Raw genomic sequence first — 26,292 nt, forward strand, 5'->3', positions numbered from 1 at the left:
GTTGAAACGATGAGCAAGCAGGCCCTGGTTTTGTTCGCGCACGGCGCCCGTGCCGCGGCGTGGGCCGCGCCGTTCGAGCGGCTGCGCGACCTGACCCAGCCGCGCATGCCGGAAGTGCGCGTGGCGCTGGCCTTCCTCGAGCTGATGACGCCACGGCTGCCTGAACTGGTGGCCGAGCTGACCGCCGGCGGCGTCACTCGCATCACCGTGGTGCCGGTGTTCCTGGGGCAGGGCGGTCATGTGCTGCGCGACCTGCCGCTGATGGTGGAGCAATTGCGCATCGATTATCCGCAGGCGACCATCGACGTGGTCGAGGCGGCCGGCGAGAGCGCGGCGGTGCTCAACGCGCTGGCCGATTACTGCGTGGCCTCGCTGTCAGCGCAGACGCCGCCAGACTGACAGCGGTATGTAGCCGTCCGGCCTGGCCGGCACGCGGTAGCTGAGTTCATCGCCGTTCAATTCGTAGCTGCGCTTCTGCTGCGTTCCCTCCCAATTTGAAAAAGCCGCAGTGGCGATGCTAAAGGTCAGCGTATGCGCCTCCCTGTCGATGGCCACGGTGCCAAAGTGCGTGCTCGAGCCCATGACGGCCGCTTCGAATTCGGCCGGCGTGCCGGTCTTCTTGTCGCCGCTGGCAAAGCGCGGCCGGTCGGAGCGGTAAATCTGCACGGTGTACCGGCCCTGCGCATCGATCATCATCAGACCTGACGGCGCGTCGCCGTAGTCGCGCACGCGCACGCCGTCGGGCCGTATCAGATCGGCGGCGACCAGCGTCCAGGTGCCGGCCAGCGGAAAGTCGGGCGCAGGAGCCGCCGTTGCTTGCGTTGCAGGCACCCACATGACGAGGCAGAATAATCGGTTCAGCAGTTTCATGGCAATCTCCTTGGTAACGGTACGGCCACGATAGCTGCTTCTACGTTTGAACGAAATTGGCAAATACTGCGCAATATGTGTGCATAATTGCACAATGAGCCAACCTGACTGGGACGACCTGCGCTACTTCCTTGCCCTGCACGACGCGGGCACGCTGACCGCCGCCGCGCGTTCGGCCGGCGTTGAGCACACCACGGTGGCGCGGCGCATCGATGCACTGGAAACCGCACTGGCCGTGAAACTGTTCGACCGCTTCCCCAAGGGCTGGTCGCTGACGGCCGCCGGCAAGGCGCTGGTGCCGCATGCGCGCCAGATGGAGGCGGGCCTGCATGGACTGCTGCGGGCGGCCAGCGGCACGGCGGCGCTGAGCGGCAAGGTGCGGGTTTCCGCGCCGCCGGCATTGGCGGCTTATTTGCTGGCGCCGCGCCTGAAGGCGGCCGTGCATCGCTTGCCGGGTATAGAACTGGACTTGCGCGGCGAGGCGCGCGAGACGGACCTGATGCGGCGCGAATCGGATATCGCCCTGCGCTTCAGGCGCCCCACCGCGCCGGGGCTGGCGGTGCGGGCGCTGACAACGGTGCACTATCACCTGTATGCCAGCGCCGCCTACCTTGAGGCGCGCACGCCGGAGCAATGGGAGTTTGTCGGCTACGATGAGCTGATGCAGGACACGCCGCAGCACCAGTGGCTGGAAAAGATACGCGGCGGGCGCCGCTACTGCCTGCGTTCCAATGACCTGGGGGCCTTGTTCCAAGCGGCGCAGGCCGGCTGCGGCCTGGCGGTGCTGCCCGAGTACTTCTCAGCCATCCAGCGCGGCGACCTGGTCGCCATCGACACGCCGGCCTGTCCGGTCAAGCGCAAGCTGTGGATCGTCATGCACGAAGACGTGCGCCGCGCCGCGCCGGTGCGCGCGGTGGCCGACGAGTTGATTGCCCTGTTTTCTACGTAAGAGCGTCGTCGCGCAGCAGCTTTCGCCTACCAGGAGGAATCGTCATCTTCACGGTAACGATGGTCTTCGTCACGTTCATGTCGCCTTCCGTGCCAGCCATGGTTCCAGTGCTCGCGATATTCGCGTTCGGCGGGCCTGACATAGTAGTATTCCGCCTGTGGTACGTACACAGGTTGCTCCTCAACCCAAACCTGGGCAGGTTCGCGATAGACAGGTACTTGCACACGGTCGATGACGGTGCGGCAGCGTTGGACATTCTGAGTGTAATAGCCTGGCTGCGATGACATACGCTCGCCGACCATCGCGCCTGTGATCGCGCCAACGGCGGTAGCCGCGGTGCGGCCGTTCCCATGTCCGACCTGGTTGCCGAGTAAACCTCCGGCAATGCCTCCAATGATTGCGCCGCCGGCGTCGCCGCCCTGCTGCTGCACCTGAACCTGCTCGTCCCAGCATTCTTGACGGGGACGTTCTACTGTCTGATATTCGGTTGCAAAAGCCGCCGCAGGAATGGCGAGCGCCAACAATGCCAAACTGGTTTTTATGTTCATGATTGCCCCTCCTATTGCTGGCCAACGGTTTGATTGTGCTTTGCGATTTCATTGCCCACGTAGCCGCCGCCGACGGCGCCCGCGATAGCTGCCAAGGTGCGGCCGTTGCCGCCGCCAACTTGACTCCCCACCAAGCCGCCGAGAAGGGCGCCTATGCCTATGCCCAGCGGGCTGTTCTGGACGGCCGAAGTGCGCTGCTGCGGAGCGGGCTGCTGATATGCGGAGGCTGGCCGGTAGTCCCGAGCTTGCGCAGCTTGGGCTTGTTGGTGACGGTCGCTGTCATAGGCTGTTTCCTGATGACGCGGGTATACATGGTGCACGACCGTCTTGTATCGAACAACCTCCCGCACGACGGGCGCCGGTGCCGACTGCTGTGCCTGCGGGGCGCCGGCGTTGCTCGTCATTTCTGTTGTTGGATTGACCGTGCCAGCGCCATGGGAATTTGGCAGAAGCCCGGCAATCGCCGCGGAACCGACCAGGCTGACCAACGTCAGCGAAACAGCGGCGGCGGCCGTGAGCGGGTGGATGCGATTCGAGGTAGCGGTGGTTTCCATTTTCGTTCTCCTGTACGGCGCGGGCATTGCGCTGATAGACCAATAACGCCTGAAACCGCGCATGGGATGTACGGGAGATGTTTCCTGGGTAAGCACATGTAACTACAGCCTCTCCAGCCGATGTCGTGCTCGCTATCTCAAAGTTACTTTTTGGCTGTAGATAAAGCGCAGGCCGGCGCTGCTCCCGGCAGATGCGCTCTTTAACTCGACATTTCCGCCAAGGCGAGATGCGGCGCTCTGGGTGATGGCCAGTCCAAGCCCGCTCCCGGGCTGAGTATTCCCGGGCACCCTGTAGAACGGGTCAAAAACACGGGTTAGTTCTTGCTCAGAAATTCCTGGGCCGCTGTCCTCAACTTCGAAGATGATTTCGCCCTCCCGGTGAGAACATCGGACATCGACTTTGCCACCTGCCGGGGTGTACACGATCGCGTTTTCCACCGCATTGCGGACTATCGCGCGGAAGTCATGTTCATTCCCCCGAACGGTAACGCTGTCGCCGACCTCAACGCCTAAATCGATATTCCTTGCGTTTGCCAGAGAAAAAAACTCCTCGATGGACTCGATCACTATCGCTCTTGCATCGATCAGGCTGTTGTCGGCCGCCGCACTGGAATTTAGTTTCGCCAGTGCTAACAACTGCTCGACCAGTTTTCTCATCCTGACCAGACTGGCTCCCAGAGGGGCGAGTCGCGACGCAACCGTCTCCGGTGGCAGATGGGCTGCCATCGCGTTTTCCAGCTGTAAGGTCATGGCGGTAACGGGAGAGCGAAGTTCATGCGCGGCATCGGCCACGAGCTGCCCCTGCTGCCGTAGCGAGGTCTCAATTCGTACAAGAAGTTTATTGGTGGAGCCAACGAACGGCAGCAACTCCGCAGGCAGACCGGTTGTGTCGACGGGGGTGAGGTCGGCCTCGCCCTTTTTGTCGACCTCCATTGACACCTCGTGCAATTTTCGCAGGAGGACCCTGATAAGTAGCGCGGTGAGAAATATCAGTATCGGGATAATCACCAACAATGGCAGCAGTGTCCGCAGAGCGCTATCGCGGGCAATCTCATCCCTGGCCGACGTTCTTTGGGCCACGGCCAAGCCATATTCCGCATTGAGATGCCGGACGTAGATGCGCCAGGACTCGCCTTTTGACTCGATGGAATGATATCCATCCGGCAGCGAGCCTGGAAGGCTCAGGGATAGTTCCGGTGTTGTGATGTTGGTCGGCGCCTTGGAGACCTTGATGACCCAGATGCGCATTTCAGGCTCATCATCCTGCCAGGGGGGCGAAGCCGGAGAAAGAAGCTGTTCATCGCCCAGCTTCACCAGTCGCGCGATTTCCCGCAGCTCGTCGTCCTGCAAATCCCGGGCTTCACCAAAGGAGAACCAGAACGACGACAGCGCTGCGATGATGCCAACCAGAAGAATCGTTCCGCAGATGGACGCCGACAGCATCCACAGAAGCGAGCGGTTCACTGGTCCTTTGGAATCAGCCATCCCATGCCTCTTATATTCTTGATGACGCTACTGTCGAGCTTTTTGCGCACGCTATGAATCAGAAATTCTATCGCGTTGCTTTCCACCTCTTCGTTCCAGCCGTACAGCCTTTCCTCCAATTGGGCGCGTGAAAGCACAGTGCCTGGGCGTTGAAGAAACTCGGCCAGAAGCGAAAACTCCCGAGCGGAAAGCTTTCGCTGAGTGCCTTGATACCATACCTCGCGAGTAGCCGGGTCCAGGGTAAGTGCGCCGCACTTCAAAACAGGAGGGCTGACGGCGCCTTGACGGCGTATGAGCGCCCTGACACGGGCCAAAAGCTCGCCAGCGTGAAATGGCTTCACGAGGTAGTCATCGGCGCCTGAATCCAAGCCTGCGATGCGGTCCTCGAAGGCGTCCCGCGCCGTGATGATGAGTACCGGGGCCAGGATTTGGCGCGTTCGTAATTGGCGGAGTACCTCCAGCCCGTCTAATCCGGGAAGGCCTAAATCAAGCAGAATCAGCGAATAGCTCTCGACATCGGCAGCGCCGACGGCCTGTTTGCCGTCTCTGACCCAATCGACCGCATAGCTCGCATCCCGCAGGCTTTGACATAGCGCCTCGCCGATGAACGGGTCGTCTTCAACTAATAGTGTTCTCATTTTCCAGTTTTTGTCGCTGCTAAGTGTTTGCTAAGTCTCGCTTTCTATCCTCGCCGCCAATCATACCTTCACCGACAGCGTTGGGGTTTCATTGGCTCATCAAAACATCAAAAGGCTCGGCACGTGCAAGCTATCGATAAAGGAATCGGATACCTCGGCGCTTCGGCTCTTTTCCTCGTTCTGAGTGGGTGCGCGGTAGACCGTTACGACGCGCGCCCCGTCTCTATTGATGCGATCTCCGATAATTTGGCGGCCAGGTCCCTGACCACAGGCGACATTCGTGATTGCGCGGCAAAACACTGGCCGCCGGCCACGTGGAATTTGAACTCGCTGACGACGGCGGCATTTTGCCTGAATACCGACATCGAAGCGGCTCGCCGCAAGCTCGACACAACCGTTGCCGCGGTGACTACTGCGGCCCAGCGGCCGAATCCCGTCTTGCAGGTGCCGCTACAAAAAACACTGAACCCGGCCGACAGCCAGAGTCCCTGGACCTTGGGACTCGCCTTGGACTTTTCAGTAGAGACCGCAGGCAAGCGCGACTTGCGGATGGCCGCCGCCAACGTCAACGTGACGGCGGCACGCCTGAACGTCGCCAGCGTGGCCTGGGGCGTCAGAAGCCAACTACGTTCGTTATTGCTGGTGTTGTGGTTTTCCTCTGAGCGAGCAAGACTCTTGCAAAAACAGCTTGAGTTTGATGAGCGCCTTGAACGGCTGTTGGAGCACCGCGTGGCCATAGGCTACACGTCGGCGCTGGAGCTCAATCAGCAGCGCCATGCACTTGCTCAGGCGAGAAAGAATGCTGTGGCGGTGCTGCGGGATGCAGTCGAAGTCAAAGTCAAAATCGCATCGCTTGTTGGCGCTCGAACGAGCGCTTTCGAGTCTATCGGTTTTGACGTGGCAGGGTTCAGTACGCGACCTTCGCCGGTGCCTGATGAAGGGATCCGGCTGAACGCCTTGCGCAATCGTGCCGACATACTGTCAGGTCTTGTCGAATACGAAGCCAGCCAAGCCGCGTTGCAACTCGAGGTGGCCAAGCAGTACCCGGATCTCCATCTGGGACCAGGCTACACGCTCGACCAAGGTGCGCGAAAAATCGGCCTGTCGTTCTCCGGGCTGGAACTGCCAATATTTAATCAGAACCAGGGAGCGATTGCCGAGGCTAGAGCGCGACGTCTTGAGGCGGAGGCGAAGGTCAGGCAAATTGTAGCGAAGGTGTTTATGGAAACCGACCTGGCGACCGCGGCCTATGACGCCAGCCGTACCTCGCTATCCAACGCCCAGGCGCAGTTGCATCTTGCAGGCCGGCGACTGGCTGCTGCGCATGCGTCGTTATCGGCTGGCGAGGATGACCAGGTGCTTTTCCTGAGCGCGGAGAAGAGCGAAGTCGAGAGTCAGCTGACTTTGCTGGATGCCACTTTGCAGATGCAACAAGCAATCGGCCAAATTGAGGATGCGATGCAGTTGCCGCTTTCCGAGCCCACGCCTGAATAACACCCATACCAAAGCGACGACCGACCATGCAAAGAAAATCAATTCTCAAGGCGACTCTGCTTCTTTCACCAACGATCATTGCGCTATTGCTTCTATCCGGCTATTGGCTCAGCAAAGGGGAGCTTCAAGCTGAAGCGGAACGTGAAGCGCCTGTGCGCAGCCTGGTGACCATTGAGGTCGAGGACGGGGCAACGGTGTTGAAGGTCGATGCGATTTCTCAGGAACGCAGCGGTATCCAGACGGAGAGGTTGAAATCAGCCCATGGCCGCGACGGCGGAGCGGCCATCTACGGCACGGTCCTGGACTTGCAGCCACTGGTGGACCTGGCGGGCCGTTATGCTTCAGCAAAGGGAGATGTGCATGCCGCGCTTGCTGAACAGCGCGCACTGCATGCTGAATTTTCGCGACTGCAGACCTTGAATGCTGACGAGAACAATGTCTCGCTGAAAGCTGTGGAGGCCGCAGGTGCGGCCGAAGCTTCCGCGCAAGCAAAAGTGAAACTGGCACAGGCCGCCCTGGACTCATCCGCCACGTCGATACGCCAACAGTACGGCAGCAAGTTAGGCGACTTGGCAATGTACTCGGGCGTTGCCGGACTGGCGCCATTTCTCACGGGACGGGAGACCCTGGTCCGGGTGGTGCAGCAGAACCGCGGCACATCGCCGCCTGATTCGCTGTTGGTAGACGGTGAACCATCTGTCCTTGTCGCGCAACTCGTTTCACCTGCTCCTCAAGTTGATCCGGCTACTCAAGCACAAGCCTATCTTTATCGTGCTGCGGGACACCTTCCGACTGGAATGCGCGTAACCGGGCATGTGCCGGAGGGGAAAGACAACGGTGTCGTCATTCCAGCTTCCGCTGTCGTGTGGTATGGCGGTCGGCCATGGGCTTATAAAAAAAATGGGACTACTCGTTTTGAGCGTCAGGCACTTGTCGCTGAAGCACCAGTGGATGGGGGCTATTTCACTGCGGGCGGGTTCGGTGCCAACGAGCAGGTTGTGACGAAAGGGGCGCAGTTGCTCTTGTCGGAAGAAGGCCGCTCGCTGTTGAGCAGCAAAGAATAACAAACGCCACACCGATAAAAGATGCTGACCTCTATCATTGAATTTTCCGTGCGGCTGCGGGGCGTGGTATTTGCGCTCGCCTGCCTTTTACTTGCGTATGGCATTTTCGCCCTCAATCAAAGCAGGCTGGACGTCTTCCCAGAGTTTACGCCCCCGCTCGTGACGATACAAACAGAAGCGCCAGGTCTGTCGTCGGAGCAGGTCGAGCAACTGGTCACGCAAAAAATTGAGAATGCGTTGGGCGGGTCTATCGGCCTTGAATCCATGCGCTCGCAGTCGATCCAGGGCGTGTCGGTGATAACGCTGATTTTTAATGAGCGTACGGATGTTCACCGTGCCCGCCAGATGGTCGCGGAGCAGCTGTCCGGTCTTGGTGGCGAATTGCCGACGGGCGTTGGCGCGCCGAAGATGACACCCCTCAGTTCGTCCGCCAATGTCGCTTTGGGAATCGGACTTACGTCAAAAAATCGCTCGCTGATGGAGCTGCGAACTTTCGCCGAGTGGACCCTCAAGCCCAAATTATTGAGCAGCAAAGGGGTGTCTGACATCGGTATTTTCGGCGGCGACATTAAACAATTTCAAGTTTTGGTTGACCAATACAAGCTGGTCAAATTGGGGCTCTCGATTCAGGATGTGGTGGCGGCTGCGCAGCGAGCCACGGGCATACGTGGCGCCGGTGTATTGGAGACACCAAACCAGCGTATCGTGCTCAATACCATAGGCCAGTCCGCCAGCGCGAGCCAGTTGGGGAAAGTCGTCCTTCTGCAAAAAAACGGCTCGGTGCTGACGCTCGCCGATATCGGTAAAGTGGTGGTGGGCACGGAGGTGCCGGTGAGCGGTGCCAACGTACAAGGCAAGCCGGGCGTCATCGTCATGGTCAGCAACCAATATGGTGCCGACATCGTTTCTGTCACGAAGTCCGTTGAAGCCACGCTGGCCGAACTCCGGCCGGAACTGGAAAAAAATGGCATTGAGTTGCATGCTGATTTATTCCGGCCTGCCAATTTCATCAAGGCTTCGACAGACCATCTGCGCATTGCTCTTTTGGCGGGTGCCTCGCTTGTCGTCCTCGTGCTGTTCCTCTTCCTGTTCAATATCCGGGCCGCGATTATCTCGGTGACCGCAATTCCCCTTTCGCTGCTGGCAGGGATTATCGTGTTGTATCACTTTGATGTGCCGCTCAACACAATGACCCTTGGCGGGCTCGCCATAGCCTTGGGTGAAGTTGTCGACGACGCCATCATTGACGTCGAGAATGTCTACCGTCGATTGCGCGAAAACCGCATGCTCGGCAACCCGAAGTCTGCCATCCAGGTGGTGATCGATGCTTCGACTGAAGTCCGTGGGGCTGTGATTTATGCCACCTTTACAGTCGCCGCAATCTTTCTCCCTGTTCTTGCGCTTTCCGGCGTGGCAGGCAGGCTGTTTGCTCCGCTCGGAACTGCCTATATTCTGGCCATCATGTCTTCCCTGCTGGTAGCACTCACGCTGACCCCGGCCCTCAGCTACACATTATTGGTAGGTCGTACCGAGGATAAAAAAGAGCCTCGCCTTTATGGATGGCTGACAAAAAAATATACCGCCATTCTCGACGTGGTGGAGGTCCACTGGCTGTGGGCGCTGGCGGCGTTTGCCGGCATGCTTGTTGCGACGTTGGCGACGGCGCCGTTTTTTAGCGCCGTATATCTGCCAGAGCTTCGGGAAGGCCACTTCGTCGTGCATATGCAGGCGGCCCCGGGAACGTCGCTTCAGGAATCCATGAGAGTTGGGCAGAGAGTGAGCCAGGCTTTGCTTCAGCTGCCTGCCGTCCGATCGGTGGCGCAGCGTGTCGGCAGGACGGCGCGGGGAGTCGATGTCTATGGACCCCAGTACAGCGAGTTTGAGGTCGACCTCAAGCCAGGTCTGGACGGCGAATCGCAAGAGCAGGCGATGGCGGCCATTCGCGGCAAGCTGGCGAATTTCCCTGGCCTGCTGTTCACTGCCGAGACGTTTTTAACTGAGCGAGTTCAAGAAACGATTTCCGGCTATACCGCTCCAGTCATCGTCAATGTCTTTGGTCCGGACCTGGATGTACTCGATACTCTGGCAGGGCAGATCGCGAAGTCTCTCAACGCCACACCTGGCGCCGCTGGCGTGACGTTGCAAGCACCGGCTGCCTTGCCCCAGCTTTCAATCCGACTTCGGCAGGACCAGCTTACCCGTTGGGGATTTTCGCCCGTCGATGTGATGGAGGCGGTTCAGGTCGCATATCAGGGGATACAGGTGGCCCAGGTCTACGAAGGTACCTCGACCGTCAATCTTGGTGTGATGTTGGCGCCCGAGGCGAGACAGAATCCATTGCAACTTGGCGGACTGCCATTGCGTAGCGGTGACGGTACCGTTGTGCCGCTCAGCCAGCTCGCGGATATCGCGCAAGTCGATGGCCGCTATCTAGTGCTGCATAGTTTGGGTCAGCGTTTGCAGACCATTACATCGCAGGTCAAGGGGCCATCGGTGGGCGAGTTTGTCGATATCGCGAGAAAGAAGATTGACGGGAGCGTGAAATTCCCGAAGGGCTACTACTATGTGTTTTCAGGGGAAGCGCAGGCTCAGGCGCAAGCGCAGCGTGACCTGCTGGTTCACTTTTTGATCGCGTTCGTCATCATTTGCATACTCATATACCTGGCTTTGCGTGATTCGCGCGCGACGATTCTTGTTATGAGCAATCTGCCGTTTGCGCTGGTCGGCGGCGTGCTGACAGTATTCGCCACCGGCGGTTTACTATCGCTGGGTTCGATGGTCGGGTTCGTTACCTTGCTCGGTATAACGCTGCGAAACTCCATTATGCTGATATCTCATTATCAGCACCTTGTACACGAGGAGGGGCTGCCTTGGAATTTGCAGACCGCTACCCTTGGCGCGGCGCAGCGACTCGCGCCGATTCTGATGACCGCGCTGGTGACGGGAATTGGGCTGTTGCCCCTGGCACTGTTGAGTGGAGAGCCGGGCAATGAACTTGAAGGCCCCATGGCAATCGTTATTTTAGGGGGGCTGTTTACTTCAACCGCGCTGAATCTGCTGATTTTGCCGGCCCTTGCGCTCCGCTTTGGAAAATTTGGGCGGGACCAGATGGCGGCCTAGATTTACCAACAGGAGTGTTCGCCGTTCATCGTCCGCCGCGTGGCACCACTTTGATTTCGTACAGTTTGGGCCACAGCTTGCCGGTGACGAACAGGCGTTTTTTCTCGGCGTCGTAGGCGATGCCGTTCATGACGTTTTCGCCGGTCGGTCCTTTGCCGGCGGCAGGATACAGCTTGCCCAGGTCAATCCAGCCGGTGATCTTGCCGTTGGCCGGATCGATGCGCGCGATGGTGTTGGTGTGCCACAGGTTGGCGTAGATTTCGTCGCCCACCACTTCCAGTTCATTGACCTGGTCGACCGCGATACCGTCCGCCGTCACCTTGACGCGCCGCACTTCGAGGAAGGTTTTCGGATCGAGGAAGCGCAGCGTGGCGGTGCCGTCGCTCATGATCAGCTCCTTGCCGTTCTGCGTCAGGCCCCATCCTTCGCCGGGGTAGGCGAACTGGTTGCGCAGCTCGAAGGTCTTCAGGTCGAACACGAAGCCGGTCTGGGTTTGCCAGGTCAGGCCGACCAGCGTGTCGTTCCACACCGTCAGGCCTTCGCCGAAGTACTGCGGCGGAATGTCCTTGCTTTGCAGGACCTTGCCGGTTTCCAGGCTCACCTTGCGGATCGACGATTTGCCGTTCAGGCCCGTGCTCTCGTACAGGAAGCCGTCGCGGTACAGCAGGCCCTCGGTGAAGGCTTGCGGGTCGTGCGGGTAGGTATTGACGACCTTGAAATCGTAGGTCGGAATCGCCGCCAGCACGCTTGCCGGCAGCAGGGCCAGGATCAGCAGGGCCTTTGCGTAGTTCTTTTTCACTATTCAGTCACCGAATTTTGTAGTTCGACCATGGCGTCCAGCGTTGCGCCGGGGGCGGCCAGTTCCGCCTCGACGCAGGCGCGCGCTTCCGCCGACCGCACCAGCGACGCCGCCTGTGCACGCGCCGCTTCCGCCGCAGCAGTATCGCCGCAGCCGGCCAGCAAGTCCAGTACCAGTGCGAGTTCGGCGCTGTAGTTGAAGACTTCGGCCAGCAGGTCGGCCATGCCGGCGCCGGTCAGCAGGTCCAGGCCCTGGACGCTGGCATCGAGGTGCGCCGCGGCCTCCGCCAGATGGCGCTGCGGATCGGGCAGGAAGCGGCGCGCCAGCGCGAAGTCGCCGCAGGCCATCAGCGAGGGAAGGGCCGCGCGGGCGCATTGCTGCGCGAGGTCCTCGGGCAGACGCAGGAACAGTTGGTAGGTGTTTTGCAGGTCGCCCAGCTTGTCGTTGATGGCGCGGATGTCGTTGAACAGCGCCGCCTTGTCGCCGGCGGGGGCGGCGCCCAGCAGTTCGCTGGCGGTGTCGCGGGCGTGGACCAGCGCGTGGCGGGCCGGCAGGTATTCCTCGGCCAGCTTGGCCCAGGCGCTGAGGACGTAGGAGAGGCGCAGTGCCGCGTCGTCGCCGGCGGCGGTGGCGTCAAACAGCCAGATGTAGTCCCGCAGCGCGGGTTCGAAGTCGCCTTCGGAATGGGCGCTCCAGGCGCGCTCCAGCACTTCGTGAACAGAGTCCATTGCATCCTCGATGAGAGTGAACGGACATTCTATTACGGAAAGCGCCGGGTCAGGCTCTCAGTTGTTGCTGGCCGGGGAGGGGGGCTTGCGCGTCGTCGGTTTGATGCGCGCGTGGCTGCATGGCGTCGCCCAGCATCACCAGCACCGGGCCGTGGGCCGCGCCCAGACCCTGCGCCAGCGTGGCGATGGTCATGCGGCGGATATGCTGGTCGGCGCGGCTGACGTTTTCGATGACGACCACCGGCGTGTCCGGCCGGCGGCCATGCGCCAGCAGGCGCTCGGCCGTGGCGATGGCTTCGCGGCCGCCCATGTACTGCACCAGCGTGTCGGTGTCCGGAATGGCGTCGTGACCGGCGTGTTCCGGCGCGGTGGAGGAGGTGAAGAACGCCACGCTGCGCGCCACGCCGCGCTTGGTCAGCGGCTGTTTGCTGGTGGCGGCGGCGGCCAGCGCGGTGGTGATGCCGGGGACGACTTCCACCTCGATGCCGGCTTCTTCCAGCGCGCGCAGTTCTTCGTCGGCGCGGCCGAACAGCATCGGATCGCCGCCCTTGAGGCGCACCACCAGCGGGAACTTCCTGGCGTTGTCGATCATCTGCTTGTTGATGAACTGCTGCGCGGTCGACAGCTGGCCGCAGCGTTTGCCGACCAGGATTTTCTCGGCTTGAGGGCACAGCTCCAGCATCTCGTCGGTCACCAGCGCGTCGTGCAGCACCACGTCGGCTTGCGCCAGCAGGCGCGAACCGCGCAGTGTCATCAGGTCCTGGGCGCCGGGGCCGGCGCCGATCAGGTAGACTTTTCCGTGAGTTGCCATCGCTGTTTCCTCTTGCTGTTACTCGCCGAGACGGATCATGCCCGCCGCCACGGTCTGGTGCGTGACTTCATCGATCAGGATGAAGGCGCCGGTCGCGCGGATGTCGGCATAGGCGTCGGCGGCCAGCGGCTGCTGCACGGTCAGGCCGATGCGGGCGATGTCGTTCAGTTTCAGGCCGTCGGCGGCGTGGCGCTGCTGGGTGTTGATGTCCAACAGCGAATCGATGCCGGTGATCTTGGCCGAAGTCTGCTTGGTGCCGTGCTTGATCCAGTACTTGCGGCGCTGGTCCAGCGGCTCGTCGGACATCCAGCAGACGTCGGCCTTCAGCGTCTTCAGCAAGGTCGCCGGCTGGGCGGCGCCGGCCAGCAGGTCGCCGCGCGAGATGTCCAGGTATTCGTTCAGCAGCAGCGTGACCGACTGGCCCACCACCGCCGATTGATGCGAGCCTTCCAGCGTGACGATGTCCTTGACGGTCGCGCTCTGGCCGGAGGGCTGCACCACCAGCTTGTCGCCGACGGAGACCTTGCCGGCCTCGATGCGGCCCATGTAGCCGCGGAAGTCGTTGGCTTCGTGGCCGTTGTGGCGCGCCACCAGCTGCACCGGGAAGCGGAACGGCGCGTTGTGCGACTCGTCGTACACGGACAGCGATTCGAGCAGCTCGATCAAGGTCGGGCCCTTGTACCAGCTCAGCTTCTCGCTCTTGTCGACGACGTTGTCGCCGGTCAGCGCGGACAGCGGAATCGGCGTGATGTCCTTCAGGCCCAGCGTGCCGGCGAACTCGCGGTAGGCCTTGATGATACGGTCGTAGGTCGCCTGGTCGTAGTTCACCAGGTCCATCTTGTTGACGGCGACGACGATATGCTCGATCTGCAGCAGGTGGGCGATGGTCGAGTGGCGCTTGGTCTGGATCAGCAGGTCCACGCCGCCGTCCTCGCGCAGCTTCACTTTCGAGACGTCGATCAGGATGATGACGGCATCGGCGGTCGAGGCGCCGGTGACCATGTTGCGGGTGTACTGCTCGTGGCCCGGCGTGTCGGCGATGATGAACTTGCGCTTGGGCGTGGCGAAGTAGCGGTAGGCCACGTCGATGGTGATGCCTTGTTCGCGCTCGGCTTCCAGGCCGTCGGTCAGCAGCGACAGGTCGACGGCGTCGCCGACGGTGCGCTTGTGCTTGGAGCGCGACATGGCGTCCAGCTGGTCGGCGAAGATGCCTTTGCTGTCGAACAGCAGGCGGCCGATCAGCGTGGATTTGCCGTCGTCGACGGAACCGGCGGTGATGAAGCGCAGCAGGCCGCGTTCGGTCAGTTGTTCAGTGGTGTTGTCGTTGCGAGCGTTCATCAGAAGTATCCTGCTTTTTTGCGTTTTTCCATCGAGGCTTCGGAGGTTTGGTCGTCCATCCGGGTGGCGCCGCGTTCGGTGATCTGCGTGATCGCGGTTTCGGCGATGATCTGATCGACCGTCGCCGCGTCCGAGGACACGGGGCAGGTGCAGGAGATGTCGCCGACGGTGCGGAAGCGCACCACTTGCGTTTCGACGGTTTCGCCTTCGCGCGCCGGCGTCAGGTCGGTCAGCGGCACCAGCAGGCCGTTGCGCGGAATGACCTTGCGTTCGTGCGCGAAGTAGATCGGCGGCAGTTCCAGTTTTTCGCGGGCGATGTACTGCCACACATCGAGTTCGGTCCAGTTCGAGATCGGGAACACGCGCATGTTCTCGCCCGGATGGACGCGGGTGTTATACAGGTCCCACAGTTCCGGGCGCTGCGACTTCGGATCCCATTGGCCGAATTCGTCGCGGAAGGAGAAGATACGCTCCTTGGCGCGGGCCTTCTCTTCGTCGCGGCGGGCGCCGCCGATGCAGGCGTCGAAGCCGTGGGCGGCGATGGTTTCGAGCAGCGTGACCGCCTGCGCGGCGTTGCGCGAATCGGTCTGCGGATTGCGCAGGCGCACGGTGCCCTTCTTGATCGAGTCTTCGACCGAGCCGACGATCAGGCGCTCGCCCAGTTCGGCCACGCGCTTGTCGCGGAAGGTGATCACTTCAGCGAAGTTATGGCCGGTATCGACGTGCACCAGCGGGAAGGGAAATTTGCCGGGGCGGAAAGCCTTCTCCGCGATGCGCAGCAGCACCACCGAGTCTTTACCGCCGGAGAACAGCAACGCGGGGTTGCTGCACTCGGCCGCCACTTCGCGCATGATGTGGATCGCTTCCGATTCCAGGGCGTCGAGATGGCGCGAATTTACGTGCACGTTGTTTTCAACTAAAGCGTTCATGGACTAGCCTATTCTTTTGAGGGGGGCTTACGCCGCCACGGATTTAATGCGTATCAGTTTGCCGTCAACCATGTGCAGGCCGCACTCTTTCGATTCCGGATTCTCCCACCACCAGCGGCCGGCGCGGACATCTTCGCCCGGCTCGATGGCGCGGGTGCACGGCTCGCAGCCGATCGACGGATAGCCTTGGTCATGCAGTGCATTATATGGCACGCCGTTGTTGCGGATGTAGTTCCAGACGTCTTCCTCCGACCAGTCGGCCAGCGGATTGAACTTGGTCATGAAGTGCGCCGGATCGTCCTCCTCCACCATCAGCGAGGTGCGGGTGGCCGATTGCGCGCGGCGCTGGCCGGTGACCCAGGACTTGTTGCCGGCCAGGGCGCGGCCCAGCGGCTCGACCTTGCGGATGCGGCAGCATTCCTTGCGCATCTCGACGCTGTCGTAGAAGGCGTTCAGGCCGTTCTGCGCGACGTAGGCATCGACCGCTTCGGGCTGCGGCTTGTACAGCGCGATGTCGTAGCCGTAGTGCTCTTTCACCTTGTCCACCATCGCCAGCGTTTCCTTGTGCAGGCGGCCGGTTTCAAGAGAGAAGATGCCGATATCCAGTTTGGATTTCAGGATCAGGTCGGTCAATACCATGTCTTCCGCCGCCAGGCTGGAGGCGAAGACGGCCGGGCTATGTTCACTGGCGATGCGGGCCAGCGTGGCGCTGGTGTCCGCAATCAGCTTGCTCAGGTCACTCATTGTTGCTCCTGTCAGATGCCGTAGCCGTCGTTGTTTGCGCCGGCGCCGACGCCGACATTGCGGGCGTGGCGGCGGAACAGCGGCACTTTCTGGTCCACCGATGCCTGGTAGGTTTCCGAGAAATCGGACAGGCCTTTCAGCGCGTCATGGATGCTGCGGTCCGGGCGCGTGGCGTAGGCGTTGAAGCCGACGCGCTGCATCGAGAACAACTGGTCGCGCAGCACGTCGCCGATGGCGCGCAGTTCGCCGGTCCAGCCCAGGCGGGTGCGCAGGTTGTAGGCGATCGAGTAGCCGCGGCCGTCGGTGAATTTCGGGAAGTCGACGGCCACCACGGCCAGCTTGGCCAGATCGTCCTTCAGCGTTTCCGGACGCTCGTCGGGGGCGATCCAGACACCGATCCCACCGGCGGCGGCGCGCGCGGCCAGCAGCTCGCGCTGCACCAGCCACAGGCTCAGCGGCACGATGAATTTGCCTTCCGGGACCGACACGGTGGCCGGGTCGTGCTTGGGCGCGCCGTCGACCGGCTCGGCCAGGCGCAGCACCTGCCAGTCGTCCTCGACGACTTCGCGGCCCTTGATGATCAGGTTTTTCACGGCTTCAGACATATTCATCCTCTCCTACCAGGCGGCCACCTTTTTCGGTGATCGGCGTGGCGTACACATGTTCCTTGAACGGCGCGATGCCCAGGCGCTGCGCGCAGGCGGCGAACGATTCGTCTTCATAGCGCTCGCGCACATAGACCTGCAGCAGGCGGTCGATCACTTCCGGCATTTGCAGCGCGGAGAACGACGGTCCGATGATCTTGCCGATGGCGGCGTTGTTGCCTTGCGAGCCGCCGATCGACACCTGATACCATTCGCTGCCGTCCTTGTCGACGCCCAGCACGCCGATGCTGCCGACGTGGTGGTGGCCGCAGGCGTTGATGCAGCCGGAGATATTCAGCTCGATCTCGCCGATGTCGTGCTGGAAGTCGATGTTGTCGAAGCGCTCGGCGATGGCGGCGGCGATCGGCAGCGACTTGGCGTTGGCCAGCGAGCAGAAGTCGCCGCCGGGGCAGCAGATCATGTCGGTCAGCAGGCCGATGTTCGGCGTGGCCAGGCCGTGCGCCTTGACTTCCTGCCACAGCGTGAACAACAGCGACTGCTCGACGTCGGCCAGCACGATGTTCTGCTCGTGCGTGACGCGCAGTTCGCCGAAGCTGTAGCGGTCGGCCAGGTCTGCCATGAAGTCCATCTGCCCGGCGGTGGCGTCGCCCGGCGGCACGCCGGTTTTCTTCAGCGACAGCACGACCGCCGCGTAGCCCGGCTGCTTGTGCGGCTTGACGTTGCGGTTGACCCAGTTGGCGAAGGCCTTGTTGCCCGCCTGGGCGGCGGTGACGTCGCCGTCGTCCAGCTGCTTGTAGGCGGGCGGCTGGAAGTAGTCGATCACGCGCTGCATCTCTTCGACGGTCAGCGTTTCAGGGCCATCCTTCAGGTCCGCCCATTCCTCTTCCACCTGGCGCGTGAATTCCTCGACGCCGATGGCTTTCAGCAGGATCTTGATGCGGGCCTTGTACTTGTTGTCGCGGCGGCCGTACTGGTTGTAGACGCGCATCACGGCTTCGGTGTAGGTCAGCAGGTGCTGCCATGGCAGGAAGTCGCGGATCACGCTGCCCAGGATAGGGGTGCGGCCCATGCCGCCGCCGGCCATGAACTTGAAGCCGATCTCGCCGGCGTCGTTGCGCACCACGGTCAGGCCGATGTCGTGCACGGCGATGGCGGCGCGGTCTTCGACGGCGCCATTGATGGCGACCTTGAATTTACGCGGCAGGGCGATGAATTCCGGGTGGAAGGTCGACCACTGGCGCAGCACCTCGGCGTACGGACGCGGATCGATGATCTCGTCGGCGGCCACGCCGGCGTACGGATCGGAGGTGGTGTTGCGGATGCAGTTGCCCGAGGTCTGGATGGCGTGCATCTCGACCGAGGCCAGGTCGGTCAGGATGTCCGGCGTCTGCTCCAGCTCGATCCAGTTGAACTGGATGTTCTGGCGGGTGGTGAAGTGGCCATAGCCGCGGTCGTACTTGCGGGCAATGTGGGCAAACATGCGCATTTGTTTCGATGCCAGCAGGCCGTAAGGCACGGCGATGCGCAGCATGTAGGCGTGCCGCTGCATATATAAGCCATTTTGCAGGCGCAGCGGCAGGAATTCGGCTTCAGTCAGCTCATCGGACAGGCGGCGGCGTACCTGGTCCCGGTACTGGGCGATGCGCTCACGCACGATGAGATGGTCGTATTGGTCGTATTGATACATATTCTTCCTAGATAGTCGCTTGCTAGAATCCCCAAACTAGCGCTAATAGTAATAAACTTCGTCTTTATTCCATACGACTTAGTCTTTATTTGCTTATATAAGGATTGGGCATAAGCATGGACGCTAATAATTTATGACGGGCCACGACTAGCAATGAACCTTCACCAGCTGCGCTTTGTGCGCGAGGCAGTACGCCAGAACTACAATTTGACCGACGCCGCCAAGGCGCTGTTTACCTCGCAGCCGGGCGTGTCCAAGGCGATTATCGAGCTGGAGGAGGAGCTGGGCGTCGACATCTTCACCCGCCACGGCAAGCGGATACGCGGCCTGACCGAGCCGGGACGCCTGGTGCTGGAGTCGGTGGAGCTCATTATGCAGGAAATCGACAGCCTCAAGCGCATCGGCAAGGAATACGCGGCGCAGGACAGCGGCAGCTTTACCATCGCCACCACACACACGCAGGCGCGCTACACGTTGCCCAGGGTGGTGCAGGCCTTCATGCTGAAGTTTCCCAAGGTGCGCTTGTCTTTATTGCAAGGAAATCCGCAGCAGATCGCCGAAATGGTCCAGCGCGACCAGGCCGACCTGGCCATCGCCACCGAATCGATCGCCGGCATCAGCGGTTTGATCACCTTGCCATGTTATCAATGGGAACACGTGGTGGTGGTGGCGCCGGACCATCCGCTGCTGAAATCGCGGCAGGTCACGCTGGAAGAAATTGCCGCTTTCCCCATCATCACGTACGATAGCGCCTTCGCCGGCCGCAGCAAGATAGACCACGCGTTTTCGCTGCGCGGCCTGAAGCTGGACGTGCTGCTGGAAGCCATCGACGCCGACGTGATCAAGACTTATGTGGAGTTGGGCATGGGGATTGGTATCATAGCGGGCATGGCGTTTGACTCCGAGCGCGACAAGAACCTGCGCGCCATTCCGGTGGGCCACCTGTTCGGCATGAACGTGTCGCGGGTGGCGGTCAAGCAGGGCGCCTACCTGCGCAGCTATATCTACACCTTTATTGAACTGCTGGCCCCCACGCTCAACCGCAAGTTGATCGAACAGGCCATGAGCGGTGAAAAAGAGCACTACGAATTGTAAAATTAGAAAGCAATACCATGATCACCAACCAGTTGGCACAATTTTATGCCGTCAACGCCGACAATTACGACCAGGTCTATGCGCAGGAAGAGCGCTTCGACGACCTGGATGACCTGCAGGAAATGGTCGCCGAGCTGTTCCAGGGCCACAAGGTGCTGGAACTGGCCTGCGGCACCGCTTACTGGACCGATTTGATCGCCGAAGTGGCCGAATCGGTGCACGCCACCGACTTGTTGCCGGAAATGATAGCGTTGGCGGAAACGCGCGGCCTGGACGAGGACGTCGTCACCTTCGGCGTGATGGACGCGTTCAACCTGCCGGACGGCCTGGAAGGCCAGTACACCGCCGTGTTTGCCGCCGGCCTGTGGTCGCACGTCAAGCGGGAGGACCAGGAAAAGTATTTGAAGACGCTGCGCGCCAAGCTGGGCAAGGACGTGCTGCTGGTGCTGATCGACGAAACTTATGTGGATGGCAACAGCATGGTGTTCGCCCGTACTGACATGGAAGGCAACACCTTCCAGATCCTGACGGCCGACGATGGCCAGCGCTATGAAGTGATGAAGAACTACCTGACCGACAGCACGCTGCGCAAGCGCTTTGCGGCGTCGGCGCGGCAGATCCGTGTCGAGCGGCTGGAGTATTACTACCTGCTGAGCTGCCGGCTCAAGTAAGCAGGCGAGCAATCCAATTCACGAAAAGCCGCGTCCTGCGGCTTTTTTTCATTCTGATGCTGATTTACAACAAATGGCCAATGTCACATTGTTGAAGTAATTGATAGGCATGATTCCGCCCGTAGATTCATTACATGCAGTATTTCTTCCAACCTCAAGTAGAGAACATCAAGTGAAAAAACTTACTCTGGTAGCAATGATCATCGGCGGTTTCGCAGCCCAAGCCCAAGCTCAATCGAACGTCACGATCTACGGCCTGGTCGATGCAGGTATCGTAAGCGAGCGCGGCGGCGCTGCCGGCTCCGTGACCAAAGTCACCAGCGGCATCGGCAGCCAGTCGCGTCTGGGCTTCCGCGGTACCGAAGACCTGGGCAACGGCCTGTCGGCCATCTTCACCCTGGAAACCGGCCTGAAAGTGGACGACGGCTCGCTCGACAACACCAACAGCGCCCTGTTCAACCGCCAGTCGTTCGTCGGCCTGAAATCGAAAGAAGCCGGCACCTTGACCCTCGGTCGTCAATACACCATGCTGTACAACGCCATGAGCCAGGTCGCCGACCCATTCGGCGCCGGCTACGCAGGCAGCATCAAGAACTTGTTCCCAGCCGCCGGCGCGAACACCCGCACCAGCAACGCCATCGTCTACGCCACCCCGTCGTATGAAGGCTTCAGCGCCGAAGGCCTGTACTCGCTGGGCGAGCAGGCTGGCAGCACCACCGCCGGCCGCCAGTTCGGCTTCGGTCTGCTGTATGGCCAGGGCCCGCTGAACGCCCGCCTGGTGTACAACAACCGCAACAACGACACCGCTGCCGTCGGCGCCACTCCCGCCAAGCTGCAGGACACCGGCCGCAACACCCTGTTCGCGATCAATTACGACTTCCAGGTTGTTAAGGCTTACTTCGCTTATGGCGCGGACAAAGGCGTGAACAGCGCGGCCCTGCCAGTGGCTAACGCCTACGGCTACACCGTTGCTCCCAAGGCCAGCCTGGACAGCAACGATCTGCTGATCGGCGTGCAAGTGCCGGTTGCACCTAACGGCACCATCATGGCTTCGTACATCCGCAAGAACGACAAGACCGTCAACAACCAGGACGCCGACCAGTGGGCGCTGGGCTACTCGTACGCCATGTCCAAGCGTACCAACATGTACGTCGCATACGCCAAGATCAAGAACAAGAACGGCGCCGGCTATACCGTTGGTAACAACAACGAAGCTGGTTCCGGCGACAAAGCCTTCAACGCGGGCATCCGTCACTCGTTCTAAGCTGGTTCAGGCGAGGCTTTCCTGAGGCAGCGGCAGGCGGATCATGATCCGCGTGCCGTTGTCGCTGACGATGGAGATGTCGCCATGCAGCGCCCAGACGCGTTCGCGCATGCCGATCAGGCCGAAGGACGAGGCCTTGTCCATGTCCTTTTCGGCGATGCCGCGGCCGTCGTCATGTATCGTAATCTGCAGCATTGAATCGGTGCGGTATAGCGACAGCACGACGCTGCGCGCTTCCGCGTGGCGGGTGATGTTGGTCAGCGCTTCCTGCGCAATGCGGAAGATGGCCGTGCTGTAGGCGTCGTCCAGTATCAAATCCTCTTCGTTCGCGTCCAGCTTGCAGGCGATGCCGTAGCGCGAGACGAATTCCTGGCGCAGGCTTTCCAGCGCAAAATACAATCCTCCCTCATCGAGCGCGCGCGGCCGCAGGTTGCTGGCGATGCGGCGTAGCGACGTGATGGCCGACATCAGCAGCTCGTCCATGCCGGCCTGCAGCTTGCGCGCCGTGTCGCTGCCGTGCTGCTGCTGCAGCAGCGCCAGGTCGACGCGCAGGGTAGCCAGCAGCTGGCCGAGATCGTCATGCAGCTCGCGGGCGATGTGCTTGCGCTCCTCTTCCCGTATGGTCTGCAGCGCCGCCGACAGCTCGCGCAGCTGCGAATACGATTGCTCCAGCTGCTCCTGCACCTGCTTGCGTTCGGTAATGTCGCGCAGGATGATGGTGTAGATCTGGTGGCCGTCTTCCCTTAGCGAGGAGATCGAGCCTTCCAGCGGAAAGTGCTGGCCGCTGGCCTTCTGGCCGGTCACCGCGTAGTCGCTGGCGCGGCGGCCCTTCATGCGCAGCCGGATGCCGGTGGCGCCAAAATAGTGGACGGCGTTCGGCTCGCTGGTGGCGCGCTGGTCGCGCGGAATGTAGCGGTGCAGCGGCGAGCCTTCCATCGCCTGCACGGTGGTGCCGAACATGGCGGCGGCCGATGGGTTGGCCTGCAGGATGTGCTGGGTTTCATCGGTGGAGATGATGGCGTCGCTGGCGTGCTGGATGATGCCGCGGCTGCGCTTGTGCGCGGCCGCATCGCGCGCGCATTGCCAGCCCATGCGCCACGACAGGCGGGTGGCCAGTGCAACGAGGCCGGTAAGCAATAGCAACGATCGGGTGCGGCCCATAATGCGCGTCTCCATACGGCCGGGAGACCGCGTGGTCACACACTAAAGCAAGCGCGGGGGAGGGGCTTGATATGACGCAAACGCCCTGTGGCGTTTGCATTTTCGACTCGGCTTCGGATTACATCTGCTTGAACAGGTGCAGGAAACTGCGGCTGACTTCCAGCTTGTCCGGCTTGCCCTTGATCATGACCAGGTGGCGGCCGCGGATATCGCGCGTCACGCCTTCGATGGCGTTGACGTTGACCAGCGTGGCGCGGTGGATTTGCCAGAACAGCGCCGGATCGAGCTCCTCGGCCAGGTCGCGCACCGGCTTGCGGATCAGCGCTTCGTAGCGCTCGGTCTGCACGCAGGTGTATTTTTCGTCGGAGCGGAAGAACAGGATTTCCTCGACCGGTATCATGCGCAGGTCCTGGCCGATGCTGGCCTGTATCCATTGCAGGTATTGCGGCTTGGGCGCGGTGATCTTCTCGGCCAGTTGCGACAGCATCGCCGTCACGCTGGCGTTGACGTCGGCGGCCGGCTTGTTCAGGCGGGTCTTCAGGCGGTCGACGGTGATCTGCAGCCGCTCCTGCTCGGGCGGTTTCAGCACGTAGTCGACGGCGCCGCGCTCGAATGCTTCCACCGCGTAGGCATCGTAGGCGGTGACGAACACGATGTGGCTCTTGGCGCCGATGACGGTGGCTGCTTCCATGCCGGTCTTGCCCGGCATGCGGATGTCGAGGAAGGTGAAGTCCGGCTTCATCTGGTCGACCAGTTCGATCGCTTCGTCGCCGTTCTTGGCTTCGCCGATGATTTCCAGCTCGGGCCAAACCTGGCCCAGGCGCATACGCAGTTGGTCGCGCATCAAACGTTCGTCGTCGGCAATGATTGCTGTAGGCATGTGGGTGTGTTCTGCAATGTTAATTATTCAATCAATTATTCAACGAATCGCTGTAATAATCAATCTATCTTATTTGGACAGCTGATACGGCACTTCGATCGTTGCGATAACGCCGCTTGGGCTGTTGGCCGCGATCAGCAGTTGGCCCTGGTCGCCGTGCAGCAGTTTCAGGCGCTCGCGGATGGTCATCAGCCCCAGGCCGGTGCCGTCGCTGGGCACCGCGCCGAAGCCGAGGCCGTTGTCGGTGACGATCACGCGCAGCTTGTTGTGGGCGACGTCGGCGCGCACTTTCAGCGTGCCGCCCTCCGGCTTGGCTTCGAGGCCGTGCTTGATGGCGTTTTCCACCATCGATTGCAGCATCATCGGCGGGAAGGCGGCGGTGCGCAGGCCGTCCGGGATGTCGAAATCGACGGTCAGGCGTTCTTCCATGCGCATTTTCAGCAGGTTCAGGTAGGCCAGCACCATGTCGGCTTCGCGGCCGAGGTTGGTGATCAGCGCGTTGTCGCGCATTTGCGGCAGCACCGCGCGCAGGTATTTGATCAGGCTGCGCTGCATGGCGGAGGCGCGCGGCGGATCGGTTTCGATCAGGTGTTCGACCGAGGCCAGCGTGTTGAACAGGAAGTGGGGCTCGACCTGGGCCTGCATCATCTGCATCTTGGCCTCGCTCAGCTGGCGCTGCATGGATTCGCGTTCGACGGCGGCGTTGGCGGTCAGCGTTTCCGCTTCGGCGCGTTTTTTGCCGCCCATCAGCGCCTTGGTGCCGAACAGCGCGAGCACCAGCAGCGAGACGAAGCTCTTGAACCAGGTGGAGGCTTGGCGGTGGTAGCGGGTGACCTTCTGCTCGGCGGCGTCGTCGACGGCCTCTTCAATTGCGTTCGACAGTTCCTCACCGATTTGCGGCGGCAGGTCGATGTGGACTTCTTCGCCAGGCAGCGTCGGCAGGGCGGGGACGGCTGGCGCCGCAGGCTTGGCGCCCTTGGCCGGAGGCGCGGCCGGCGCGGCCGGTGCCACTTCGGCCGGTGGAGCCACCGGCGCGACCGGGGCTTCGCCGTTGTCATCGCTGCTGGAGTCGGATTTTTCGCTCTTGTCGGTCTTGTCGGCATCCTTGTTGCGCAGCTTGCCGCGTGGATTGAAATGGATGCCGCTGTCATCGATCAATATATTGGTGTCGCCATTTTTGCGTTTCCCCGGTTTGTCTTTTTTGACGATGACTTCTTCGTCCGAGTTGGATGAGAACAACTCGTCCTGCAGGATGGAGCCGGCAATCAGCGTCAGCACCGCAAACACTAGGAATTTCCACCACGACAGCTGGGTAACCCAGGTCGCGGTCGTATCGAAGCCGCGGTGCAGCCAGGCGCCGGCGGTTTTCAGGGTGTCTTGCGTTTTAGGCATAGGAAACATGTAAGACTTTCACTCTTGAGTACGAAGCAAGTGTAACGAGTTTTTTGATGATGCAACTGTACTGATTAGCGTCAGCGCACGCCATGCTATTGCGACAGTCTGCAAGAAACGCGGAGTGGACGGCACAAGATGGGGAACAGAAAATAAGTGAAGGGGAGGGGTTGACGATATTCGCGATGTCCCCCATAATCTCATTTCTCTGCTGCGAACAAAACGATTCGTAAGCAAGCAGTACCAACGCTCGGCGCGTGCCCCGTTCTTTAAAAATTAACAGTCGATAAGTGTGGACGTTTGATGGAAGTGCACACGAAACCTTCGGGTTTCGTGAAACTTAAAAAATATCAAATGTTCACAAGAAGTAATGAAATAGGCGCTACGAAAGTAGTGGCCTGTCAGTATTTTGAGTGAGCGACCCAGCAGAAATGCTGGTGACACGAAAGTGTCAAAGTAACAGAGATTAAACTGAAGAGTTTGATCCTGGCTCAGATTGAACGCTGGCGGCATGCCTTACACATGCAAGTCGAACGGCAGCGCGGGGCAACCTGGCGGCGAGTGGCGAACGGGTGAGTAATATATCGGAACGTACCCTGGAGTGGGGGATAACGTAGCGAAAGTTACGCTAATACCGCATACGATCTAAGGATGAAAGTGGGGGATCGCAAGACCTCATGCTCCTGGAGCGGCCGATATCTGATTAGCTAGTTGGTGGGGTAAAGGCCCACCAAGGCATCGATCAGTAGCTGGTCTGAGAGGACGACCAGCCACACTGGAACTGAGACACGGTCCAGACTCCTACGGGAGGCAGCAGTGGGGAATTTTGGACAATGGGCGCAAGCCTGATCCAGCAATGCCGCGTGAGTGAAGAAGGCCTTCGGGTTGTAAAGCTCTTTTGTCAGGGAAGAAACGGCTGCCTCTAATACAGGTGGCTAATGACGGTACCTGAAGAATAAGCACCGGCTAACTACGTGCCAGCAGCCGCGGTAATACGTAGGGTGCAAGCGTTAATCGGAATTACTGGGCGTAAAGCGTGCGCAGGCGGTTTTGTAAGTCTGTCGTGAAATCCCCGGGCTCAACCTGGGAATGGCGATGGAGACTGCAAGGCTAGAGTTTGGCAGAGGGGGGTAGAATTCCACGTGTAGCAGTGAAATGCGTAGATATGTGGAGGAACACCGATGGCGAAGGCAGCCCCCTGGGTCAAAACTGACGCTCATGCACGAAAGCGTGGGGAGCAAACAGGATTAGATACCCTGGTAGTCCACGCCCTAAACGATGTCTACTAGTTGTCGGGTCTTAATTGACTTGGTAACGCAGCTAACGCGTGAAGTAGACCGCCTGGGGAGTACGGTCGCAAGATTAAAACTCAAAGGAATTGACGGGGACCCGCACAAGCGGTGGATGATGTGGATTAATTCGATGCAACGCGAAAAACCTTACCTACCCTTGACATGGCTGGAATC

At 60.7% G+C, this 26,292-nt stretch carries 24 protein-coding genes and 1 rRNA gene; 9 read left to right on the forward strand and 16 right to left on the reverse strand.

Features of this window, described 5'->3' with window-relative positions; all coding sequences use genetic code 11:
* Positions 1 to 9 precede the first annotated feature (9 nt).
* Positions 10 to 399, forward strand: a complete 390-nt coding sequence (locus ABWW33_RS25695; protein WP_176655243.1) for a sirohydrochlorin chelatase — start codon at positions 10 to 12, stop codon at positions 397 to 399.
* Here the strand turns inward: ABWW33_RS25695 and ABWW33_RS25700 are convergent.
* Positions 376 to 870 (reverse strand): lipocalin-like domain-containing protein, encoded by a 495-nt coding sequence (locus ABWW33_RS25700; RefSeq protein ID WP_176655203.1) that lies wholly within the window; start codon positions 868 to 870, stop codon positions 376 to 378. The two genes, ABWW33_RS25695 and ABWW33_RS25700, sit on opposite strands and share 24 nt — an antisense overlap.
* A gap of 94 nt (positions 871 to 964) precedes the next feature.
* Between ABWW33_RS25700 and ABWW33_RS25705 the strand changes: the two genes are divergently transcribed.
* A complete protein-coding gene (locus ABWW33_RS25705; protein ID WP_353404303.1) occupies positions 965 to 1,819 on the forward strand; it encodes a LysR family transcriptional regulator in 855 nt (284 codons plus the stop codon).
* 26 nt (positions 1,820 to 1,845) lie between these two features.
* On the opposite strand, the gene ABWW33_RS25710 is transcribed toward ABWW33_RS25705, so the two are convergent.
* The 4 genes from ABWW33_RS25710 to ABWW33_RS25725 all read right to left on the reverse strand — a co-directional run bounded on the left by ABWW33_RS25710 (position 1,846) and on the right by ABWW33_RS25725 (position 5,044).
* The gene (locus ABWW33_RS25710) at positions 1,846 to 2,367 is read right to left on the reverse strand and encodes a glycine zipper 2TM domain-containing protein (RefSeq protein ID WP_353404304.1); all 522 of its coding nucleotides are present in this window, start codon (positions 2,365 to 2,367) and stop codon (positions 1,846 to 1,848) included.
* 11 nt (positions 2,368 to 2,378) lie between these two features.
* Positions 2,379 to 2,921, reverse strand: a complete 543-nt coding sequence (locus ABWW33_RS25715) for a glycine zipper 2TM domain-containing protein (RefSeq protein ID WP_353404305.1) — start codon at positions 2,919 to 2,921, stop codon at positions 2,379 to 2,381.
* 132 nt (positions 2,922 to 3,053) lie between these two features.
* The gene (locus ABWW33_RS25720; RefSeq protein WP_353404306.1) at positions 3,054 to 4,406 is read right to left on the reverse strand and encodes an ATP-binding protein; all 1,353 of its coding nucleotides are present in this window, start codon (positions 4,404 to 4,406) and stop codon (positions 3,054 to 3,056) included.
* Positions 4,382 to 5,044, reverse strand: coding sequence for a response regulator (locus ABWW33_RS25725; RefSeq protein WP_353404307.1), 663 nt, complete (start codon positions 5,042 to 5,044; stop codon positions 4,382 to 4,384). The genes ABWW33_RS25720 and ABWW33_RS25725 overlap by 25 nt, the downstream gene beginning before the upstream one ends.
* 123 nt (positions 5,045 to 5,167) lie before the next feature.
* Between ABWW33_RS25725 and ABWW33_RS25730 the strand changes: the two genes are divergently transcribed.
* The 3 genes from ABWW33_RS25730 to ABWW33_RS25740 are packed head-to-tail and all read left to right on the forward strand — an operon-like array spanning position 5,168 to position 10,722.
* Positions 5,168 to 6,538, forward strand: a complete 1,371-nt coding sequence (locus tag ABWW33_RS25730) for a TolC family protein (protein ID WP_353404308.1) — start codon at positions 5,168 to 5,170, stop codon at positions 6,536 to 6,538.
* Positions 6,539 to 6,564: 26 nt separating this feature from the next.
* Positions 6,565 to 7,602, forward strand: coding sequence for an efflux RND transporter periplasmic adaptor subunit (locus ABWW33_RS25735; protein WP_353404309.1), 1,038 nt, complete (start codon positions 6,565 to 6,567; stop codon positions 7,600 to 7,602).
* A 21-nt stretch (positions 7,603 to 7,623) separates the two neighbouring features.
* Entirely contained in the window at positions 7,624 to 10,722 is a 3,099-nt protein-coding gene (locus tag ABWW33_RS25740; protein WP_353404310.1) for an efflux RND transporter permease subunit, read from the forward strand.
* A gap of 25 nt (positions 10,723 to 10,747) precedes the next feature.
* On the opposite strand, the gene ABWW33_RS25745 is transcribed toward ABWW33_RS25740, so the two are convergent.
* From ABWW33_RS25745 to ABWW33_RS25780, 8 genes are read right to left on the reverse strand one after another with little or no spacing between them, the layout of a single operon-like run.
* Positions 10,748 to 11,521: a glutaminyl-peptide cyclotransferase gene (locus ABWW33_RS25745; RefSeq protein WP_353404311.1), complete on the reverse strand. Its 774-nt coding sequence runs from the start codon at positions 11,519 to 11,521 to the stop codon at positions 10,748 to 10,750.
* Positions 11,521 to 12,249, reverse strand: coding sequence for a hypothetical protein (locus ABWW33_RS25750; protein ID WP_353404312.1), 729 nt, complete (start codon positions 12,247 to 12,249; stop codon positions 11,521 to 11,523). The genes ABWW33_RS25745 and ABWW33_RS25750 overlap by 1 nt, the downstream gene beginning before the upstream one ends.
* Before the next feature lie 49 nt (positions 12,250 to 12,298).
* Complete coding sequence (cobA, locus tag ABWW33_RS25755) at positions 12,299 to 13,060, reverse strand: uroporphyrinogen-III C-methyltransferase (RefSeq protein ID WP_353404313.1); 762 nt, start codon at positions 13,058 to 13,060, stop codon at positions 12,299 to 12,301.
* An 18-nt stretch (positions 13,061 to 13,078) separates the two neighbouring features.
* Positions 13,079 to 14,398, reverse strand: coding sequence for a sulfate adenylyltransferase subunit 1 (locus ABWW33_RS25760; protein WP_353404314.1), 1,320 nt, complete (start codon positions 14,396 to 14,398; stop codon positions 13,079 to 13,081).
* Positions 14,398 to 15,327 (reverse strand): sulfate adenylyltransferase subunit CysD, encoded by a 930-nt coding sequence (gene cysD, locus ABWW33_RS25765; protein ID WP_176655211.1) that lies wholly within the window; start codon positions 15,325 to 15,327, stop codon positions 14,398 to 14,400. The genes ABWW33_RS25760 and cysD overlap by 1 nt, the downstream gene beginning before the upstream one ends.
* A 27-nt stretch (positions 15,328 to 15,354) precedes the next feature.
* Positions 15,355 to 16,071 (reverse strand): phosphoadenylyl-sulfate reductase, encoded by a 717-nt coding sequence (locus ABWW33_RS25770; RefSeq protein ID WP_353404315.1) that lies wholly within the window; start codon positions 16,069 to 16,071, stop codon positions 15,355 to 15,357.
* A gap of 11 nt (positions 16,072 to 16,082) precedes the next feature.
* Positions 16,083 to 16,676, reverse strand: a complete 594-nt coding sequence (locus ABWW33_RS25775) for a DUF934 domain-containing protein (protein WP_353404316.1) — start codon at positions 16,674 to 16,676, stop codon at positions 16,083 to 16,085.
* Positions 16,669 to 18,363: a nitrite/sulfite reductase gene (locus tag ABWW33_RS25780; protein WP_353404317.1), complete on the reverse strand. Its 1,695-nt coding sequence runs from the start codon at positions 18,361 to 18,363 to the stop codon at positions 16,669 to 16,671. Before ABWW33_RS25780 ends, ABWW33_RS25775 begins: the two co-directional genes overlap by 8 nt.
* Positions 18,364 to 18,516: 153 nt before the next feature.
* Here ABWW33_RS25780 and ABWW33_RS25785 point away from each other — a divergent pair, with 153 nt between their 5' ends.
* The 3 genes from ABWW33_RS25785 (at position 18,517) to ABWW33_RS25795 (ending at position 21,393) form a co-directional block, all read left to right on the forward strand.
* Positions 18,517 to 19,458, forward strand: a complete 942-nt coding sequence (locus ABWW33_RS25785; RefSeq protein WP_176655215.1) for a CysB family HTH-type transcriptional regulator — start codon at positions 18,517 to 18,519, stop codon at positions 19,456 to 19,458.
* 17 nt (positions 19,459 to 19,475) lie between these two features.
* Complete coding sequence (locus ABWW33_RS25790; protein WP_176655216.1) at positions 19,476 to 20,129, forward strand: class I SAM-dependent methyltransferase; 654 nt, start codon at positions 19,476 to 19,478, stop codon at positions 20,127 to 20,129.
* Between the two features lie 172 nt (positions 20,130 to 20,301).
* Complete coding sequence (locus tag ABWW33_RS25795) at positions 20,302 to 21,393, forward strand: porin (protein ID WP_510182394.1); 1,092 nt, start codon at positions 20,302 to 20,304, stop codon at positions 21,391 to 21,393.
* A 6-nt stretch (positions 21,394 to 21,399) separates the two neighbouring features.
* Here the strand turns inward: ABWW33_RS25795 and ABWW33_RS25800 are convergent, their stop codons facing one another.
* From ABWW33_RS25800 to ABWW33_RS25810, 3 genes are all read right to left on the reverse strand, one after another.
* The gene (locus tag ABWW33_RS25800) at positions 21,400 to 22,554 is read right to left on the reverse strand and encodes a PAS domain-containing sensor histidine kinase (protein WP_176655217.1); all 1,155 of its coding nucleotides are present in this window, start codon (positions 22,552 to 22,554) and stop codon (positions 21,400 to 21,402) included.
* A 118-nt stretch (positions 22,555 to 22,672) separates the two neighbouring features.
* Complete coding sequence (locus tag ABWW33_RS25805; RefSeq protein ID WP_353404318.1) at positions 22,673 to 23,434, reverse strand: LytR/AlgR family response regulator transcription factor; 762 nt, start codon at positions 23,432 to 23,434, stop codon at positions 22,673 to 22,675.
* Between the two features lie 69 nt (positions 23,435 to 23,503).
* The gene (locus tag ABWW33_RS25810) at positions 23,504 to 24,835 is read right to left on the reverse strand and encodes a sensor histidine kinase (protein WP_353404319.1); all 1,332 of its coding nucleotides are present in this window, start codon (positions 24,833 to 24,835) and stop codon (positions 23,504 to 23,506) included.
* 459 nt (positions 24,836 to 25,294) lie between these two features.
* Here ABWW33_RS25810 and ABWW33_RS25815 point away from each other — a divergent pair.
* Positions 25,295 to 26,292 (forward strand): 16S ribosomal RNA (locus tag ABWW33_RS25815); the annotation flags it as partial.

This window comes from Duganella hordei (assembly GCF_040369125.1).
GTDB lineage: Bacteria > Pseudomonadota > Gammaproteobacteria > Burkholderiales > Burkholderiaceae_D > Rugamonas > Rugamonas hordei.

Excerpts from the sequence above, each read along its gene's own strand:
- ABWW33_RS25695 (WP_176655243.1), top strand. The coding sequence starts at position 10 with ATGAGCAAGCAGGCCCTGGTTTTGTTCGCGCACGGCGCCCGTGCCGCG.
- ABWW33_RS25700 (WP_176655203.1), bottom strand. The coding sequence starts at position 870 with ATGAAACTGCTGAACCGATTATTCTGCCTCGTCATGTGGGTGCCTGCA.
- ABWW33_RS25705 (WP_353404303.1), top strand. The coding sequence starts at position 965 with ATGAGCCAACCTGACTGGGACGACCTGCGCTACTTCCTTGCCCTGCAC.
- ABWW33_RS25710 (WP_353404304.1), bottom strand. The coding sequence starts at position 2,367 with ATGAACATAAAAACCAGTTTGGCATTGTTGGCGCTCGCCATTCCTGCG.
- ABWW33_RS25715 (WP_353404305.1), bottom strand. The coding sequence starts at position 2,921 with ATGGAAACCACCGCTACCTCGAATCGCATCCACCCGCTCACGGCCGCC.
- ABWW33_RS25720 (WP_353404306.1), bottom strand. The coding sequence starts at position 4,406 with ATGGCTGATTCCAAAGGACCAGTGAACCGCTCGCTTCTGTGGATGCTG.
- ABWW33_RS25725 (WP_353404307.1), bottom strand. The coding sequence starts at position 5,044 with ATGAGAACACTATTAGTTGAAGACGACCCGTTCATCGGCGAGGCGCTA.
- ABWW33_RS25735 (WP_353404309.1), top strand. The coding sequence starts at position 6,565 with ATGCAAAGAAAATCAATTCTCAAGGCGACTCTGCTTCTTTCACCAACG.
- ABWW33_RS25740 (WP_353404310.1), top strand. The coding sequence starts at position 7,624 with ATGCTGACCTCTATCATTGAATTTTCCGTGCGGCTGCGGGGCGTGGTA.
- ABWW33_RS25750 (WP_353404312.1), bottom strand. The coding sequence starts at position 12,249 with ATGGACTCTGTTCACGAAGTGCTGGAGCGCGCCTGGAGCGCCCATTCC.
- cobA (WP_353404313.1), bottom strand. The coding sequence starts at position 13,060 with ATGGCAACTCACGGAAAAGTCTACCTGATCGGCGCCGGCCCCGGCGCC.
- ABWW33_RS25760 (WP_353404314.1), bottom strand. The coding sequence starts at position 14,398 with ATGAACGCTCGCAACGACAACACCACTGAACAACTGACCGAACGCGGC.
- cysD (WP_176655211.1), bottom strand. The coding sequence starts at position 15,327 with ATGAACGCTTTAGTTGAAAACAACGTGCACGTAAATTCGCGCCATCTC.
- ABWW33_RS25770 (WP_353404315.1), bottom strand. The coding sequence starts at position 16,071 with ATGAGTGACCTGAGCAAGCTGATTGCGGACACCAGCGCCACGCTGGCC.
- ABWW33_RS25775 (WP_353404316.1), bottom strand. The coding sequence starts at position 16,676 with ATGTCTGAAGCCGTGAAAAACCTGATCATCAAGGGCCGCGAAGTCGTC.
- ABWW33_RS25780 (WP_353404317.1), bottom strand. The coding sequence starts at position 18,363 with ATGTATCAATACGACCAATACGACCATCTCATCGTGCGTGAGCGCATC.
- ABWW33_RS25785 (WP_176655215.1), top strand. The coding sequence starts at position 18,517 with ATGAACCTTCACCAGCTGCGCTTTGTGCGCGAGGCAGTACGCCAGAAC.
- ABWW33_RS25790 (WP_176655216.1), top strand. The coding sequence starts at position 19,476 with ATGATCACCAACCAGTTGGCACAATTTTATGCCGTCAACGCCGACAAT.
- ABWW33_RS25800 (WP_176655217.1), bottom strand. The coding sequence starts at position 22,554 with ATGGGCCGCACCCGATCGTTGCTATTGCTTACCGGCCTCGTTGCACTG.
- ABWW33_RS25805 (WP_353404318.1), bottom strand. The coding sequence starts at position 23,434 with ATGCCTACAGCAATCATTGCCGACGACGAACGTTTGATGCGCGACCAA.
- ABWW33_RS25810 (WP_353404319.1), bottom strand. The coding sequence starts at position 24,835 with ATGTTTCCTATGCCTAAAACGCAAGACACCCTGAAAACCGCCGGCGCC.